The 18,196-nt window shown below is 48.4% G+C and carries 15 protein-coding genes; 10 read left to right on the top strand and 5 right to left on the bottom strand.

All coding sequences use genetic code 11. The annotated features are described in order from the left end of the window. Nucleotides 1–306: 306 nt before the first annotated feature. Complete coding sequence (locus NLX82_RS01950) at nt 307–1,224, bottom strand: LysR family transcriptional regulator (protein ID WP_025723122.1); 918 nt, start codon at nt 1,222–1,224, stop codon at nt 307–309. Between the two features lie 274 nt (nt 1,225–1,498). Between NLX82_RS01950 and NLX82_RS01945 the strand changes: the two genes are divergently transcribed. The 10 genes from NLX82_RS01945 to hydG all read left to right on the top strand — a co-directional run bounded on the left by NLX82_RS01945 (nt 1,499) and on the right by hydG (nt 13,194). Further along, nucleotides 1,499–3,100 (top strand): ABC transporter substrate-binding protein, encoded by a 1,602-nt coding sequence (locus tag NLX82_RS01945; RefSeq protein WP_023989110.1) that lies wholly within the window; start codon nt 1,499–1,501, stop codon nt 3,098–3,100. A 4-nt stretch (nt 3,101–3,104) separates the two neighbouring features. Continuing rightward, nucleotides 3,105–4,103: an ABC transporter permease gene (locus NLX82_RS01940; RefSeq protein ID WP_226887757.1), complete on the top strand. Its 999-nt coding sequence runs from the start codon at nt 3,105–3,107 to the stop codon at nt 4,101–4,103. Continuing rightward, nucleotides 4,100–4,966, top strand: a complete 867-nt coding sequence (locus NLX82_RS01935) for an ABC transporter permease (RefSeq protein ID WP_023989108.1) — start codon at nt 4,100–4,102, stop codon at nt 4,964–4,966. The genes NLX82_RS01940 and NLX82_RS01935 overlap by 4 nt, the downstream gene beginning before the upstream one ends. Then, nucleotides 4,951–5,724 carry an ABC transporter ATP-binding protein gene (locus tag NLX82_RS01930; protein ID WP_048481509.1) on the top strand — a complete coding sequence of 258 codons (774 nt, stop codon included), beginning with the start codon at nt 4,951–4,953 and terminating at the stop codon, nt 5,722–5,724. The genes NLX82_RS01935 and NLX82_RS01930 overlap by 16 nt, the downstream gene beginning before the upstream one ends. Continuing rightward, entirely contained in the window at nt 5,721–6,503 is a 783-nt protein-coding gene (locus NLX82_RS01925; protein ID WP_075154381.1) for an ABC transporter ATP-binding protein, read from the top strand. Before NLX82_RS01930 ends, NLX82_RS01925 begins: the two co-directional genes overlap by 4 nt. Beyond that, nucleotides 6,490–7,560 carry a pyridoxal-phosphate-dependent aminotransferase family protein gene (locus NLX82_RS01920; protein WP_075154380.1) on the top strand — a complete coding sequence of 357 codons (1,071 nt, stop codon included), beginning with the start codon at nt 6,490–6,492 and terminating at the stop codon, nt 7,558–7,560. The genes NLX82_RS01925 and NLX82_RS01920 overlap by 14 nt, the downstream gene beginning before the upstream one ends. Further along, entirely contained in the window at nt 7,550–8,689 is a 1,140-nt protein-coding gene (locus NLX82_RS01915) for an amidohydrolase family protein (RefSeq protein ID WP_254347436.1), read from the top strand. Before NLX82_RS01920 ends, NLX82_RS01915 begins: the two co-directional genes overlap by 11 nt. A gap of 117 nt (nt 8,690–8,806) precedes the next feature. After that, nucleotides 8,807–10,423: an alkaline phosphatase gene (locus NLX82_RS01910; protein ID WP_069079747.1), complete on the top strand. Its 1,617-nt coding sequence runs from the start codon at nt 8,807–8,809 to the stop codon at nt 10,421–10,423. A gap of 256 nt (nt 10,424–10,679) precedes the next feature. Beyond that, nucleotides 10,680–11,732 (top strand): [FeFe] hydrogenase H-cluster radical SAM maturase HydE, encoded by a 1,053-nt coding sequence (gene hydE, locus NLX82_RS01905; RefSeq protein WP_226887778.1) that lies wholly within the window; start codon nt 10,680–10,682, stop codon nt 11,730–11,732. Nucleotides 11,733–11,781: 49 nt separating this feature from the next. Beyond that, nucleotides 11,782–13,194 (top strand): [FeFe] hydrogenase H-cluster radical SAM maturase HydG, encoded by a 1,413-nt coding sequence (hydG, locus tag NLX82_RS01900; protein ID WP_069079746.1) that lies wholly within the window; start codon nt 11,782–11,784, stop codon nt 13,192–13,194. A 147-nt stretch (nt 13,195–13,341) separates the two neighbouring features. Here hydG and hydF read toward each other — a convergent pair whose 3' ends face one another. The 4 genes from hydF to NLX82_RS01880 form a co-directional block, all read right to left on the bottom strand. Continuing rightward, entirely contained in the window at nt 13,342–14,595 is a 1,254-nt protein-coding gene (gene hydF, locus NLX82_RS01895) for a [FeFe] hydrogenase H-cluster maturation GTPase HydF (RefSeq protein WP_254347435.1), read from the bottom strand. After that, entirely contained in the window at nt 14,582–16,030 is a 1,449-nt protein-coding gene (locus NLX82_RS01890; RefSeq protein ID WP_076159271.1) for an aspartate ammonia-lyase, read from the bottom strand. The genes hydF and NLX82_RS01890 overlap by 14 nt, the downstream gene beginning before the upstream one ends. Further along, on the bottom strand, nt 16,027–16,617 hold the full coding sequence (locus NLX82_RS01885) for a 4Fe-4S dicluster domain-containing protein (RefSeq protein WP_028540676.1): 591 nt from the start codon (nt 16,615–16,617) through the stop codon (nt 16,027–16,029). The genes NLX82_RS01890 and NLX82_RS01885 overlap by 4 nt, the downstream gene beginning before the upstream one ends. Before the next feature lie 65 nt (nt 16,618–16,682). Next, complete coding sequence (locus NLX82_RS01880) at nt 16,683–18,188, bottom strand: [FeFe] hydrogenase, group A (protein ID WP_023989099.1); 1,506 nt, start codon at nt 18,186–18,188, stop codon at nt 16,683–16,685. Between the last annotated feature and the right edge of the window lie 8 nt (nt 18,189–18,196).

Genomic DNA, 18,196 nt, shown 5'->3' with positions numbered 1-18,196 from the left:
ACACAGCACATTGGAACTGAGGTAGGACATTCTTGGGAGACCAAGGCTAGAGACCTTAAGGAAAGAAGTGATGCGGGATGGATAAAGTGGAGTTTCCGAGCAAGCGTAAAGTAATCAGGCGAGGCTGACATGAAATTCAAATGAACATGAAATGTGGTTCGTTAAAGACAGATGGAAGCAACATCGCAACAGTGTAATCGAACCCGTAAAGTAAATGAAGTATTGAAAGCATAGGGGCGAAGCCCCGGGACCGTCTTCTTCTCTGGCTTTGGCTGAGGAGGAAGACGGTCCTTTTCACATTCGAAGCTACTTTTGAGAAAGTTGCTCGACCGTTTCTCGGAAGGTATCAATAAAGGCTTCGGCAGCTTTAGACAAATAACGTCCGTTTCGGTAGGCAATGGCTAGGGTACGGCTAGGGGTAGGTTCGGCGAGTGGCAATAATGCTGGAACAAACTCGCTGCTGGCGGCCCGGGCGATAAAACGGGGGACGAGTGTCACTCCCATACCTGTCGCTACAAGCGATTGGAGCGTCTCCATATTAGTGCTCTCAAACACCACATTGGGTTCAAAGCCAGCTTGATGACACAAATCCATCGTCAGCTTGCGAAAGCCTTGCCCTTTTTTCAGAACGACAAAAGGCTCATCTTTCAGTTCTTCCATATGCACAGGCTGCGGATGGTCTCCGTTTTTACGCAGGGCTAGGGGGTGACCTGGAGGAACGGCAAGATCAATCCACTCTTCACCGATCGGCACATAGGAAAGTGTAGGTTCTACTAATGGAAGAGATAGCAGGCTGAGATCTGTATCCCCACTGGCAGTTTTTTTCTCCAAATTCATGGATGAATCCTCGACCAACACGATTTCAATGTCCGGATGAGCTTTCTTGAATACAGGCAGCACATGCGGCAGCAAATGAGAACCTGTGATGGGCATACTGCCAACCACAACCTTCCCTTTTCGCAGTTGAGAAATGTCGTCCATTTCCTGCCGGAGCTGCTCAACTGCATCGACTATTTTTTTTGCCTTTTCCACAAAGCTTGCTCCTGCATGTGTTAATTCCACCGTGCTGGTGTTGCGTTGAAATAGAAGTACCCCAAGTTCTTTTTCCAGTTTGGACAATTGTTGGCTCAAAGAGGGCTGAGCAATATGCAGTTTTTCTGCTGCGCGTGAGAAGTTTTTTTCCGCTGCAATTTGCAGGGTGTATTGAAGTTGTCTGAATTCCATCGAGTTTTAAACCCCTTTTATATACGCTTTTATAATGGTTGTCGTCTTATAAGCTTTACCTATTACTTCATAGACTGATTATACAATAATATAATGAAATTCCCAATCCCATATGAACTCCATGTGTTCACAAGCTGGAAAATCCCTATGTTTACTTTTATCTTTGATTTTATAAATTATGGTATTTAATTCTGTTTGACATGGCAAATGGGTTCATCCATAATATTATTCATATTAAAACAATATGTTTTATTGGAGAAAAGGGGAAAATGAGATGTCCAAACTTATTGTATCTTTTAGGAAACCGTTTTTGGTTGGATCTTTAGCATTTCTTTTATTGGTTCTCGTGGCAGGATGCTCCGGCTCCAAAAATGATGCAGATAAAAATACAAACGCAACTAACCCAAGCACAACCGCTGATCAACCCGCGGAAGGGGGAACCTTTACATATGGCCGCCCGGCTTCCGTAACCTCGTTTGATTTGCATAATCAGATTACATCAAATAATGCTTTTGCTATCGACAAAGTATTTGAGCCGCTGGTTGCCTTTAACGGTGATGGAAAAATTGTGGATTGGCTTGCGGCGTCGCACAATATTAGCGCGAATGGATTAACCTATACTTTTGTTTTACGCGATGGCTTGAAATTTTCAGACGGCAAAGGAGTTACTGCCGAGGACGCGGTTTTTTCAATTCAGCGTCATTTGAATGTAGGAGGTCCTCTTGCAATAGCGGCACAGGTGGCTTCGCTTTCGGCTCAAGATGAAAAAACACTTGTAATTAAGCTTAAAGCGCCGTATACGCCGTTTATTTCTGAACTCTCAAATTTCTCCAATGGCATCCTTCCAAAGGATTTTGGCGGTGTCTCGGAAAAAGAATTCTTTAAGAATCCGGTCGGTACCGGTCCCTTCGTCGTTAAGAAATGGGATTCTGCCGGTGATCTTACTTTCAGCAAAAATAAATACTATTGGCAGAAAGGCAAGCCATATATCGATGAACTTGTCTACAAGCTCATTGAAGATGACAGCCAAGCGATTAACCAGCTGAAGGCTGGCGCGATAGACGCTATTGAGTCTGTAGCTCTTGAAAATGTAAATGAATTAAAACAAGGAACTGATACCAAAGTGGCGACCAATGGAAGCTGGGTGACAGAGCAATTGTTCTTCAATACCCTGGACGAGCATTTTTCGGATGTGCACGTTCGCCGTGCGTTGGCGTTGGCACTTGACCGTAATGGATTGACCAATGCGGTTACCTTTGGTTTCGCAAAGCCAGCCAATTCGCTTTTGCCGCCAGCCATTCCCTACAACACGAACGATACGATTAAAGCGCTCAGCTTTGATACGAACGCTGCCAAAGCAGAGCTTGCAAAATCAAAGTTCCCTAATGGGTTTTCTACAAAATTGCTCATTGCCTCTGGTAACAACTCAAGAACTCAGGAGGCACAGATTATTCAGGCGGCCGCCAAAACGATCGGCATAGACATTCAAATCGAATCTGTTGAGTTGGCCTCATTTCGCGAGCGTTTCTTTGCCTATGACTTTTCGGCAATGATCAACAGCGGACAGGCGGATTCTCCAGAAGCCAACTCGATCCTCGCTTTCCAGACAGACCCGGAAGGCTTTAGCAAGTCGTACTGGACTCATTACACGAACAATGAAGTTACCAAGCTCCTGCACGAGGGGCAAAAAACACCTGATGGGGAAGAACGTGCGGGAATTTACGCCAAGCTTCAACAAATCCTTGCAGACGAGGTACCTTACATCCCGCTTTATTATCCGGATATTCTGAAAGGTGTTCGTTCTTCCATTGATGGCCTGGTCGTGCTTCCCAATAACAGCGCTCGTTTTGAAGATGTACGTGTGAAAGGTAATTAGATCCTTGACGGCCCACAATTTATTTAAAAAGTCTGCCGGATTGTCTGCAAATCTAACTTCTCCACACAAATGGCTTGTGCGCGCTATGATAAGAGCGGCATCAGTAGTCATCTGTGTGGTGGTGGCAGTCTTCTTCATCATAAGGCTGGTGCCGGGAGACCCCGCCAAAATGATTCTGGGGGAATACGCCACAGCTGAGGCTATTGAGAGTATGCGCCATAGGTTGGGGCTGGATCGTTCTCTTTGGGAGCAGTTTATAGGCTTTGTGCACAATTTCTTTACACACGGTGATACCGGCGTTTCGATTGTTTTTGAGACTTCTTCAAGAGAGTTGATTGCAGAGCGGGCCCCTGTGACGCTGCTGCTCATTGCAATGACCTGTCTTTTTTCCATCATTGTTTCGCTGGTGCTGGCCACCCTTGCGGCAACACATAAAGACGGACTGCTTGACCACATTATACGCATCTTGCCTGCTGTAACGCTCGGTATGCCGATTTTTTGGGTTGGACTGCTACTGATTCTGGTATTTAGCGTTCGGCTTCGCTGGTTCCCCGTTGGGGGAGTCGGCGAGGGCTGGCTTGGAATCTTGTACAGTCTCGCCCTTCCTGCGATCACTGTCGGATTGTCGCAAATTCCCTCGCTTGTTCGTTCTTTAAGAGCGCAGATGCTGGAAGTGCTGGAATCTGATTTTGTTGTAACCTTGAAGGCAGCGGGAATCCCCGGCCGGGTTATATTGGTAAAGCATGTCCTGCGCAATTCCGCTCTTCCCGCTCTTATGCTGCTTGGCGTAAACATTGCCTACCTGATGGGCGGCACGTTGGTAATTGAACAGGTTTTTGGCCTCAAGGGTATCGGAAGCCTGTTATTTTCAGCCATTTCAAACCGGGATTTTCCTGTTATACAGGGGATTGCTCTTTATTGTGCGATATCTGTGGTCATCATCGGCTTCGTGATTGAGGTTGCTTCTGGGTATCTTGATCCCAGGACGAAAGGAGAACAATGAAACGCACGCAATTAGATCTTCAGATTCAGAAGGCGGGTCATAGCAACCGCTCTTGGGGAAAAATACTAAATACTCCATCTCTTTTATGGGGCAGTATTATGTTTGCGTTACTCATAGGTATTGCAGTGTTCGCACCGGTTATTAGCCCCTACCAGCCTTCTGATCAAAATATTTCGGCAACTTTACAACCCCCGTCCTTCGAACACTGGCTGGGAACCGATCAACTGGGGCGTGATTTGTTTACACGGCTGATCTATGCCGCACGGACTGATTTGAAGATTATGGTGCTGGCGGAGATCATCCCTTTTTGTATGGGGGTGTTTCTGGGAATGCTTGCCGGGTATTATGGTAAATGGGTAGACACGGTTATCACGCTTTTGACCGATACGTTTATTGCGTTCCCTTTTTATTTGATTGTAATTATAGTGGCGTTTGCAAGCGGTACGGGTGAACAGGGGATATACATTACATTTGTCCTGGTTGGCTGGATTGTATACGCGCGCGTGGTCAAGGGTCTTAGCGCATCGTTTCGCAAGCAGGAATGGATAGCCGCTGCAAAAACTCTGGGAATCCCGGATATTAAAATCATACTGCGCCATCTTCTGCCGAATGTGTTACCGCAAGCGGTGGTAGTGCTTATGACGGACATGGCTGTTCTGCTTGTAGCCATTGTTACGCTAGGCTATCTAGGTATCGGCATTGCGCCGCCAACTCCGGATTGGGGAACTATGATTTCTGATGGGCAGCCCTTTATATCTACTAAGTGGTGGCTTTCAGCAATCCCGGGCTTTGCGGTAGTATATACAGGGATAGCCTTATCCCTTGTGGGCGATGGGCTAGCAGATATATGGAGAAGAAAATGAATGCTATGAATCCAATTTTAGAAGTGGAAAATTTGTCGCTCGCGACGCAATCGAATCATAAATTGGTCACCAATGTGAGTCTCAAAGTTGAAGCGGGCGAAAGTATAGGACTTGTGGGGGAATCCGGATCTGGAAAATCGCTCACGCTTCGCTCCATCATAGGGTTGCTTCCCTCCGGTATTGAACAAGTTGGCGGGCATATTAGGAGCAATGGCAGATGCGCAATGATTTTTCAAGACCCGATAAGGGCACTTGACCCTCTCTGCCCGGTGGCTCGGCAGCTTGCCGAGGTTGTGTACTACAGGCAGAAGGTGAGTCGGAAGGTCGCGCGCACAATAGCTTTGGAACTGCTTGAAATGCTCGGTCTTCCCGATTCCTTAAAGCATACTGACCGTTACCCCCGCCAGCTTTCAGGCGGCCAGTGTCAACGTATTGTTATTGCGATGGCTTTGGCGTGCAAGCCGGGCATCCTTCTTTGTGATGAGCCAACAACTGCGCTTGACGTAACGGTTCAACGGCAAATACTTGACGTTATTTCACGTCTTCAAAAGGAGTTGGGTTTTGCCATGGTGTTTGTTACGCACAATCTTGCTGTAGCTGCTTCGATGTGCTCAAAGCTTTGCGTTATGAAAGAGGGAAGAATCATAGAGCGGGGAGACACTTTGCCCCTTTTACAAAACCCGCAAAATCCGTATACACAGTTGCTGATAAGCTCAGTGCTTCCTCTCCCGGATCTTGAAAGGAGCGCGGATTTATGAAAACAGCCTTGCGGATAGAAAATATAACGGTTGCTTATGGTAAGTTCACCGCGCTTGATCAAGTAAGCCTGGAGCTGCAGGAGCGTACCACGCTTGGTCTTGTGGGAGAATCGGGTTCAGGAAAGTCTACCCTCGCGCGGGTAATAGCCGGGCTGATCGCCCCGGATGAGGGCCGGATCATGCTGGGTTCTCAGGTACTGGGCAAGCGACGGAGCCGGGAGCAGCATAAAAGAATACAAATGGTTTTTCAAAACCCGGATTCCTCGCTAAATCCAAAGCATACGATCAGGCAAATCCTTGCCGAAGCCTTACTTTTTCACAAGATTGTTGACCGAGCTCAAGTGGACAAGAAATGTAGGGAACTGCTTACACGTGTTCACATCGATGAAAGCGCCCTTGGCAGATACCCTCACGAATTTTCCGGCGGTCAGCGTCAGCGAATAGCAATTGCCCGCGCATTAAGCGTTGAGCCAAGCATACTTATCGCAGATGAACCAACGAGCGCACTGGATGTTTCGGTACAACGGAGTATGCTTGAACTGTTGAGCACACTCAAATCGGAGCTTAATCTTACGATGCTTTTTATCTCTCATGACTTGGGAGTTATAAATGCCATAAGCGATATTGTTGCTGTAATGCGGCAGGGGAAGCTGGTTGAGATCAACCCCAAGGAGAAATTCTTTTCTCGTCCTGAAACGCCTTATAGCCGTGAGCTTTTGTCCGCTGTTCCTAAAATGCCAATATCCCATTCTGCAGGAGGTATTTATGAGTCAAAATAATAAAGGATTTGTACCTCTTACAATATCGGAGTTTGATACGCTAACTAACTTGCTCTCCAAACTCCTGTCCACCCAAGAATCCCCGGTAATCATACCGGGCGAGGCGATCCTGGGAATTGAAGCCATAGCAGCAGGCATATCTGCGCCCGACCGTAAAATTCTAAACATTGTGACAGGTCCATATGGAACGATTTTTGGTAACTGGCTTGCGCGTGGCGGAGCAGAAGTCATCGAACTCAAAACATCTTTTGATGATGTGGTAACTGTAGATGAAGTCGCCGCAGCGATTGAGCGATATAACCCATGTGCGCTTTCTTTTGTGCAGGCGGAAGTGGTTACAGGAGGCTCTAATCCAACAAGGGAAATCATGGAGCTTGCGCGTCGATCAAACATTATAACCGTGATAGATTCAGTTTCTGCAATCGGGGGCGAACCGGTGCTTATGGACGAGTGGGGAATTGATTTTGTAGCTGTAGGGGCGCAAAAAGCACTATCCGGGCCTAACGGGATCAGCGCTGTGGGGATTTCTCCCCGTGGCTGGGAGTTTCTGGCCTCCAACAAAAATGCGCCGCGCAATTCCATACTGTCTTTGCTTGACTTAAAGCGTTCTCCTAATCATGTGACGCCCGTGCGAGTTCCTGCCAACATCCCTGTTTTGGAAGCCCGTGCGCTTATAGAGTCATTAAAGCTTATTGAAGAAGAAGGTCTGGAAGCAGTCAACCGCCGCCATCGCTTAACTACATCTGCTGCAATTGCTGGCATTAAAGCCTTGGGCCTTGAACCGTGGCAGCGGAATAAAGGTAGCTACTCAACGTTGACTACAACGGTTCGGATTCCTCAAGGCGGTAATTTCAATATCGAACAGCCCATAGGCATTGTCGCACCCGGAGATGGAGAATTGCATAATAAACTCTTACGCATTAACCATTTTGGGGCGAAGGCAAATCAACAAAGCGTTGAAGAAGCTATCCAAACGCTTGCTGAGCTTGTACATCAAGACCCTTATCATGCGCTTGCCGCCCAAAGGTTAATTTGGGGGAATGAAGATGGAAAATAAAATTCAAAAAGAGTTAACCTACAAAAATATATTTGTGGTGGGGATTGATGGGAAACGATTCGATATAACAATCACCAATGGTCGTTTTTCGTCCATTGCAGAGTCCTTATCCTCGCATACTCAACAAAATGGTCCAGATGGCGACTTATGGATTAGCCCCGGCGTAATTGATCTTCATACGCATTTGGCATGGACGGATTTTAATCATACTGATCAGGAGAAGCGCGATGAACTGGAGATCGAAGTGATGCAGGCGCAAGCCTTTGAGGCTACTTTCCAGGCTGGAGTGACTTCAGTGCGTGATGCAGGTGGGCTTTTGCCAAGTACGGTGAAGCATATAGGTCAGCATTATAGCCAGCCTTTAAGAGTTTATACCAGTGGTGATATGCTTGGAGCCGGAGACGCACGAGGTCTTAAGCATTTGGAACGGCGGGTAACAGAAATTATTGATTCCGGGGCAAGCTGGATTAAAATTCTTGCAACGGGGGGACTAGGCTCGTCGCCAGATACAGTGCTGAACCCGATTTTTTCTGAGGAAGAATTCTCTTTTATTGTGCGTAGCGCCCATGCACGCAACATAAAAGTCATGGTTCACACCTGGGGTGGACCTACTGTGGATTGGTCTATTGACGCTGGAGTGGAATCTATAGAGCATGGAATGTATTTGACCGAGGATCAAGCCAACCGGCTTGCGCAATCCAGGACAGCCTTTGTGCCTACTGCTTCCATCTATCGTATTGCTGCAGACCCTTCTGGAGTTCTTTCACTCGATAGGGAAATTTGTGATCGCGCCGCCCGCGCCGCCGAAGCCCACCCTAAAGCCGTTAGCTATGCCAAAAGAGCAGGCGTACGAATTGCGTTCGGTACAGATTTTGCCACACCTTCGTTACATGGACGTAACCTTGAGGAATTAGACACACTCATAGACTGTGGATTAACTCGAAAAGAGGCCTGGCAGGCTGCCACGGAGTTCGCCGCTGAAATTTTGGGATATGGGGACAGATTGGGACGTATAAAAGAAAACTACACAGCAGATACAATCCTTTTTAATGCTGATCCGTATAAGTCACAAAACGCCAAAACACTCCGTGAAAGTATCGTATCGGTAATTCAGGGACAATTTGAGTGAGACCAATACTCCAGAGAGCATCTTTAATATAGTTAGACAATCCCCTTAACATTCTCCTGACAAAGTATGATTAGACTTAGTTCTGATTGTACAATAAAGTGTCTGGGAGGAAATTGAATGCTAAAATGTTGGGGGATACATACGAAAAAATCGGTGGCAGCACTCGTAGCGGCTATGATGCTAGCAGTAAGCGGTGGGACGGCGATGGCAGTCGAAAAGGACACGTCGATTAAAAACGTAATTATTTTGATTCCAGACGGTATGGCTAATGACGCCACTGCACTGGCTAGATGGTACAAAGGATCTTCCTTAACGTTAGACAGCATGGCAAGCGGCATGGTGCGTACACATTCTGCGGATGCTCCAATTGCCGATTCTGCTCCAGCGGGTACTGCTTTTGCCACAGGACATAAATCTCATACTGGGTATGTAGGTGTCCTTCCTGATGAAGCGACAATGCCCGGACAACAACCCATTGCAGCGGGTGACGCCAAAAAGCCTGTAGCTTCCATTCTTGAGGCTTCCAAGCTGGCAGGGAAATCGACTGGAATTATTGCGACTTCGGAGATTATGCATGCGACACCAGCTGATTTTACCGCACATTATCCTGATCGTAAAAATTATGATGCACTCAGCATGCAGCAAGCCTACAACGGGGTTGATGTAGTGTTAGGTGGAGGCGGCAAGTTTTTGGACGCAGCAGGGCGTAAAGATGGCCAAGATTTGGTAGCCCAAATTAAAGACCAGGGTTATGACTTTGTCACGACACCTGAAGGGTTGAAAAATTCGACCTCCAGCAAGCTCTGGGGCAGCTTTTCTCCTGAAGCCCTTGCGTATAACCTGGATCGCGATGCATCCAAGGAACCTAGTCTGGCAGAAATGACATCGAAAGCCATTGATGTGTTGTCCAAAAACGATAAAGGCTTCTTCTTAATGGTAGAAGGCAGTAAGGTGGATTGGGCCGCCCATGCAAATGATCCAACCGGAATTATTAGTGACGTGCTTTCGTTTGACGATGCAGTGAAAGTTGCTGTGGATTACGCCAAACAAAACCAAAATACAGTCGTCGTAGCAGTGACAGACCACGGAAACGGTGGATTGACGATTGGTAGCAGCGATACAACTAGCAATTATGACAAAACACCTTTAGCTTCTTTTATAGGCCCGCTGAAAAAAGCGAAGCTGACGGGTGAGGGCTTGGAAGCCAAGCTGAATGCAGATCGCAGCAATATTAAAGAGGTGCTTTCCACATATTTTGGCATCACCGATTTGACAGACGAAGAAGTAAAAACCATTAAGGATGCCAAAGAAGGAAGCATGAACTATGCTGTTGGACCGATCATTAGCAAACGTGCGAATATTGGCTGGACTACAGGCGGACATACAGGAGGCGATGTCGTGCTGTACACGTATGCGCCGAACGGAGACCGTCCAACCGGTGTAATCGACAATACAGATGTTAATAAATATATGACACGTGTACTTGGACTGGATTTGGGTACGGTCAGCAAGCAACTTTTTGTTCCTGCAAAAGCCGCTTTTGAAGCTAAAGGAGCCAAGTTTACTGCGGACACGAAAGTCATTACGGTGACCAAAGGCAGTAACAAGCTGGAGCTTCCGGTATACAAAAATGTCGCTACGCTGAATGGTAAAAATACCACGCTCAACGGTGTAGTTGTATTTAACGGCGTTGATTATTTTGTACCCCAGCAGGCGATTGATTTGATTCAGTAATAAGCAGAACCATCGACAAGGGCTGTTTCTTCCATTAGAGGAAGAGACAGCTTTTTTGTGTGTTGATATAAATGTGTATTTTTTGGGGCAGAAGTTGGAGGAGGTTTTTATAAAATGGGATTTTTTGTGAAACTAATCACGTTACATCCTCTCCGATATTGCTAGAATAATACATGTACGGTACAAGCCGCTGATGATGTGAAGTCCGGATGGACGAGGGAAGAAGGGATGAGTCACGGACGAATTATTACTGCGTCTGGCTGACGGCAAGGAATGGACGCATATGGAAATGATGGAGCTGCTGACACGTCTGGATGATGAGCCAACGCTTCGGGCTCAACTGCGCCACCTGGCAGCTCGCACCAAATTGGAGCGCTATGGCAAAGGTGTTTTTTTACGGGGATTAATTGAATTCTCCAGTATATGTCGTCAGGACTGCATGTACTGTGGGCTGCGCGCTTCGAATAAACAGGCAGATCGTTACCGTTTGCAGCCAGAAGAAATTCTGGCCTGTTGTGCGGAGGGGTATGAACTCGGTTATCGGACCTTTGTGCTGCAAAGTGGGGAAGATTACTGGTTTACAGCGGCACGGCTGACGAAATTGATTCGCGAAATTAAAAGCCGTTTTGCGGATGTGGCGGTTACACTGTCCATCGGTGAACGGGATGATGAAACTTATGAGCAATTATACGAGGCGGGCGCGGACCGTTTTTTGCTGCGGCATGAGACAGCTTCCCCCCGTTTGTACGCCAAGCTGCATCCGACGATGACGATGGAAAGCAGGCGCAGCCGTCTGCTGGCTTTGCAACGAATCGGCTTTCAGATCGGGGCCGGATGTATGGTGGGGTTACCAGGACAAACGAATAGTGAATTAGCAGACGATTTGGTCTATCTGCACAGCCTGTCACCAGATATGATCGGGATTGGCCCCTTTTTACCGCATAGCAACACGCCGCTTCGGGATGCCAGTCAGGGGAGCATGGAAAAGGCACTCGATATTATTTCGTTATCCCGATTGGTCGTTCCAGATGCACTTATTCCGGCGTCCACGGCAATGGGAACGATTCATCCCCAAGGCAGGGAGAAGGCGCTTCAGGCAGGGGCAAATGTGGTGATGCCCAATTTGTCGCCACTAGCGGTGAGACCTAAGTATGCGATTTATGAGAATAAAATATGTTTGGGCGATGAGTCTGCCCAATGTCGACATTGCTTGGAGCTGCGGATCCGTGGAGCGGGATTTGAAGTCGATATGGGGCGCGGCGATAGTTTGAGGGTGCAACGACAGCTTATGAGACAGGAAACTTTGTGAGGCCATAACGGAAACATTGCAGTAACCATAAATAAGGAGATGGGTATACGTGAGTGGAGTACGGGAGAAAGTGTCGGCGGATTTTATTAATGAAGCAGAGATTATGGCAGCAGTGGAGCAGGGGAAACAAGAGGCAACAGATCGAAGCCGTATTTTAGAAATTTTAGAAAAGGGGAGAGCCTGCCGGGGACTGAGTGCGAGTGAAGCGGCGGCTCTTTTGCATGTGGATGATCCTGAATTATTGGAAGAGATGTTCAAATCTTCGAGGGCAGTCAAAGAACAAATTTATGGCAACCGAATTGTGCTGTTCGCCCCTTTATATGTAAGCAACCACTGCGTGAATAACTGCGAATATTGTGGTTATAAACATACCAATGACAGCTTTACTCGTAGCCGTCTGACACCGGAGGAATTGGTACAGGAGGTTAGAGTGCTTCAAGAACTGGGACACAAGCGGCTCGTGCTGGAAGCGGGGGAAGACCCAGTCCATTGTCCCATTGACTATATCGTCGATTGTCTGCGCCAGATCTATGAGGTCAAGGTAGATAACGGCAGCATTCGACGGATCAATGTGAATATTGCATCCACAACCGAGGAGGACTATCGGAAGCTGGCAGAGGTAGGCATTGGTACGTATATTTTATTTCAGGAAACGTATCATCGGGAAAGCTATCGTAAATTCCACCTGCAGGGACCAAAGCGGGACTTTGATTGGCACACCACCGCAATGGACAGAGCCATGCGTGCGGGTATAGATGATGTGGGGATCGGTGTGTTGTACGGTCTGTATGATTTCCGCTATGAAACCGTAGCGATGCTGAAACATGCCGAGCACTTGGAAGAAGCCTTTGGGTGTGGCCCTCATACGGTTTCAGTTCCACGATTGCGTCCGGCTGAAAATGTAGACCTGGAGCGATATCCGTACCTAGTCAACGATGAGGATTTTATGAAAATTGTATCCGTCCTTCGACTGGCTGTCCCTTATGCTGGTATGATCCTGTCCACACGCGAGGAGCCGGAATATAGGGACCGCGTCATTGGTCTAGGCGTGTCGCAGATTAGTGCAGGTTCAGCTACAGGCGTAGGGGCATATGCAAAACAGGAAACTGATGATAAGCCTCAATTTGAGGTGGGGGATCATCGCTCACCATCGGAGATTATTAAAAGTTTGTGCCGTGGCGGATATATGCCGAGCTACTGCACAGCTTGCTACCGTGAGGGGCGAACTGGAGATCGTTTCATGGAGCTTGCCAAATCAGGACAAATTCATAATGTGTGCCAGCCGAATTCGCTGCTGACCTTCCAAGAATATCTGCTGGATTATGGGGATGAGGAGGCGCGTGAACTGGGAGCTGCCGCTCTGCGAGAGAATTTGGAGCGTATACCACGTGAATCGACGCGCCGTTTGACGCTTGACAGACTGGAGCGACTGGAAGCAGGCGAGCGTGATTTGTATTTTTAGCAATTTATATTATTCGTAGTATCATTTCACACTATGAAAATTCTCATGATTTATAATAGAACTTGAAAATAAAAAGCAGTCGCGTTGGAATCAGCGCGACTGCTTTTGTGTATCTGGAAAAAAATATTAATGACGAGATAAGGTCTTTTAGGAATAACTGCCGGCTTCTACAGCTTGCTCCCATGCCAGCATAGCAGATGGGAAGCATTCAATAGCACGGGGAAAGACCCCCTGTACATAAGCGATGAAAATACCATAGTTCACAATCGGCACTCCGGCAGCTTTCGCTTCCGACATTCGATGAAGCATCGTACGCCGATTGAGCATGCATGCACCGCAATGAATAACCAGTGCATATTCGCTCAGATCATCAGGGAAGCTGGAGCCGGATGCATGCTCGATGATGAGACGTTTGCCTATCGTTTGGCGGAGCCAGCGGGGAATTTTCACTCGACCAATATCGTCAGATTGGCATTGGTGAGTGCAGGCTTCGGCAATGAGTACACGGTCTCCATCCTTGAGGCGATCAATGGCTCTTGCACCTCGTACCAGTTCGTCCAGATCGCCTTTATGACGGGCAAACAGGATGGAAAAAGAGGTAAGAGGCACATCCTTGGGCGTGTCGGCCGCTACTTTCATAAAAACCTGTGAATCGGTAATGACCAACTGAGGCTTACGTCCCAATCTCTCCAGCGTCAATCGTAGTTCATGTTCTTTGGTCACTACGGCGATGGCATCGCTCTCTAGTGTATCGCGGATTGTTTGCTGCTGTGGCAGGATCAATCGGCCTTTTGGTGCAGCTTTGTCGATTGGGACGACCAGCACAACAACATCGCCGGGTGACAACAGGTCACCGACGATACGGAAACGATCCTCGTTTTGGGGGAGAGTATTCGTGATAGCCTTTTTCAGTTCCGTGTCTCCCTGGAGCAAAGATGCACTGAAAGGAATCAGGGTGAGATCCAGTTCAGTTGCCAGCTTTGTAGCCGTTTTATCTGATTCAGTAAGGGTATCTACCTTATTCAATACCCCAATAACAGGAATCTTTTTGTTGCGGAGCTTTTCGAGTAGCTCATGCTCGAATGGTCCGACTCCAACGGTGGCGTCGATAACGAGCAAGGCCAAGTCTGTACTATTAAGTATTTCTAGCGTTTTGTTGCGGCGCAGCTCCCCGACCTCACCCTCATCGTCCAGTCCGGCGGTATCCACCAGAACAATGGGACCCGCTGGGAGCAGCTCCATCGGTTTGAAAACGGGGTCCGTGGTCGTTCCTCCTACAGGAGATACCACAGCGACGGGCTGACCCGTCAGGGTGTTCAGAATGCTGGATTTGCCTGCGTTGCGGCGACCGAGCAGGACAATATGTGGTCGGTTGCTACGAGGGGTATCATTCATTCCCATGGTGAGTTCCTTCTTCCTGCCCCGGAATTCCGGGTTTGGTTACTGTATAGGGATGGCATAATTGGTCAATCCTCGAACGGGTCAGTAGGCCGCGATCTTCTGCAATATCCTCTGGTGTGCGACCTTGCACAATGGCTGCAGATGCAATGGAGGCAGCTTCATCATAGCCAAGCTCCGCGACCAGCGCAGAAGCCATCACGGCTGAGTTACGCAGATTTGTAGTGCAGCGTTCCTCACGCACGATCAGGCCGCGTACGCATCTTTCCTCGAATAGTCGAACCGCGCTGTTCAGAATATGTAGCGATTCCAGCAGCGATTCGGCAATCAGCGGCAGGAATGCGTTTAGTTCCAACTGACCGGAGGCAGCGGCCATAGTGATAGCCGCATCTTCGGCTATCACACGCATGGCTGTTAGTCCTGCCATTTCAGCTATTACCGGATTGACCTTGCCAGGCATAATAGAGGATCCGGCCTGAACTGGAGGCAGCGTGTATTCGCCAATACCACCGAAAGGACCAGAGGCCAGTAGGCGAAAATCGCCAGATATTTTGTACAGATTCACGGCGGCTGATTTGAGTAGACCGGACACCTCCACAAAGACATCCATATTTTGAATCGGGTCCATCGGGTGGTCGCTGCGACTCAGTCCAAAACCAGTCTCATCCGCCAGCTTTTCGACCATCCGATAGCTGTAAGCGCGGGGCGCGTTCATACCTGTGCCAATCGCCGTGCCTCCAATAGGGATTTCCCGCAGCCGCTCTTCAGCTTTATAGAGACGCCAGCGGTCGCGCGCTATAGCCTTTGCGTAGGCACCAAAGCCCTGCCCGGCCATCATGGGCAGGGCATCCATTAGCTGAGTGCGGCCTAGTTTGAGCAGGTCAGCATATTCCGTTTCTTTGTGCTGTAAAGCATCCTGTAACGAAGACATCGTGTCACATAAAGGCCGAAGCAGCCGTATTGCTGCAATTCGTAGCGCTGTGGGATAGACATCATTCGTAGACTGGCAGCAGTTCACATCATCCAGAGGATGTATAATCTCATACTGCCCTGGTCTGCCTCCTAGCTGTACGATGGCCAAATTAGCAATGACCTCATTTACATTCATATGGGTACTGGTGCCTGCGCCGCCTTGCATGGCATCCACGGTAAACATATGTTGGTGCCTCCCGGCGAGTATTTCGTCGCAGGCATTTACAATGGCAGAGGCCCGTTGGGCAGGGAGCCGTTTCTGCTCACCATTCACTTGAGCGGCTACTTTTTTTACCAACACAAGAGCGTGGATCAGGTTTTGGTTCACGGGTCTGCCACTGACCGCAAAATTGTTCATCGCGCGTGCGGTGTGAATACCGTAAAAGGCATCTGCGGGAATTTCCATCTCTCCTAGCGCATCCCGCTCGGTTCGCGTATTTGTAGACAGAGGGAAACCTTCGGTCATAGACCCGTTGCCGGAATGCGTGTCATATGCAGTAGCTGACGTGCACTTGCAGCGCGTTTTTCTTCAACCCGGGCATGAACCAGATCTGGCTCGACCAGCTTGAGGGCTTGTGTTGGACATTTACCAATACAGGCCGGACCGCCGTCCACGCCTTCGCATAAATCACATTTGCTGGCAATCATGCGCTCTTTGGGTTGCAAGCGTCCTGACATATTGGTATACAATCCATCCTGCACGACAGGCTGCCCGTTTCGATACTCGGGTACCATGTTAATCGCGCCGTAAGGGCAGGCGATCATGCAGGTTTTACAGCCAATGCAGCTTTCGCTATTAATGAGAATGCAGCCATCTGCGTTCGTAATAGAGCCGTTCGGACAAGCGTTGGCGCATGGAGCATCCTCACAGTGACGACACTGAACGGGTGCAGTGACCCCAAATGATTTGATAACCTTCAGACGAGGGTGAAAATGAAACTCATCATCCGGCGAGATAAAAGGGTTCTCCGCTGAATGTGCGATGACACATGCGATTTCACAGGTACGACAGCCGATACATTGATCGGGATCAGCTAAAACAAAACGGTTCATACAATTCGACTCCTCTCTAACTTACGACAAAAATAATGTATACAGCATAAAAATAACTTAATGTATTAATGAATGGAGTAATCCGCATCCCCTTTGGTGGAAATAGTGTTGCTGCGGCTTTGCTTGCCGGGCCCCCGTTGTTGGAAGGTGGTGTGCAGCAGATGATGCGACACATGACCCAGCGGCTCACCTAGAAATTCATCATAAAGTTTGATGATGTGAGGGTTCTCATGCGATTTTCGTACCTGGTGTGCAGCATCATGTCCATAAATGGAGGATTTACGTGCACGATAAGCTTCAATTCGTTGCTTTTCTAACATGAGCTTAGGTTGTCCCCCTCCGCTGATACATCCAGCAGGGCAGCCCATCACCTCAATAAAATGATAATCACATTCGCCCGCCTGGACACGATCCAGTAGCTGATAGGCATGTTGTAGCCCGGCGACGACCGCTACCTTGAGCTGCAGCTTGCCTACCTGAACCTCAGCTACTCGAATGCCTTCCTCACCACGTACAAAATCGAGCTGGAGCTTCGGCAGTTTTTCATTTGTCAGCAGCTCGTAACCTGTACGGATGGCAGCTTCCATGACTCCTCCAGTGACTCCAAAAATGGAGCCTGCACCTGAATATTGTCCTAACGGTGAATCGAATTCTTCATCAGGCAGGTTCGCAAAATCAATTCCGCGCTGCTTGATCCAGTATGCAAGTTCACGTGTGGTCAGTACCTCATCCACATCACGGTAACCGTCAGATTCCATTTCGGGACGATCGCATTCAAATTGTTTACAAGTACAGGGCATGATGGCAACGCTGTATATATTCGCAGGTTCCACCTCGTCCAGTTGTGCGCCATAAGATTTGATTAGCGCTCCTAACATTTGCATCGGAGATTTGCAGCTGGATAGATGGTCTAGCAGATCGGGATATTCAATCTCTGCAAATCGGACCCATGCTGGACAGCAGGATGTGAACATGGGTAAGGGACCGCCTTCGGTCACGCGACGAATCAATTCAGTGCCTTCCTCCATGATGGTCACGTCAGCTCCAAAGTTGGTGTCGTATACCCGGTCGAAGCCAAGGCGGCGTAAAGCAGCAGCCATTTTCCCAGGCGTCAAGGTGCCGAACGGCATTCCGAATTCCTCCGCGAGTGAAACACGAATGGCTGGAGCACATTGGACGATCCGAAACTGTCCAGGTTTGGTCATCATATCGGCTACCTTATTCAAGTTGTAGCTATAATAGGCAGCGAATAGTGGCTCTCTGATGTCGGCAGGCATATCGCGTTCTTGGATACGTTCCAGCCGTCTAGCGGCGCCTTCCTGTGAAGATGAACCTGCCCAGTCAGATGCGTATACGCTGCATATTTGTACACATTGACCGCAAATAACACATCGGTCTGCATTAACGGTTTGCGGTTCTCCGGGCAATCCCTCTATGGCATCTACTGGACAAACCCCAGCACAACGTCTGCATCCTGTGCAGAGCGTAGGGTCAATATGAATGACAGGGTCTGTGCAATCAGTCGTCTTCATACAAGGAGGCGAGGAGATCTTGTCTATTGTGGTTGACATGGTTTTCT

This window comes from Paenibacillus sp. A3M_27_13 (genome assembly GCF_024213315.1).
Lineage (GTDB): Bacteria > Bacillota > Bacilli > Paenibacillales > Paenibacillaceae > Paenibacillus > Paenibacillus polymyxa_B.
Note: the sequence above shows the minus strand (reverse complement) of the source record. Positions and strands in the feature narration are given on the sequence as shown.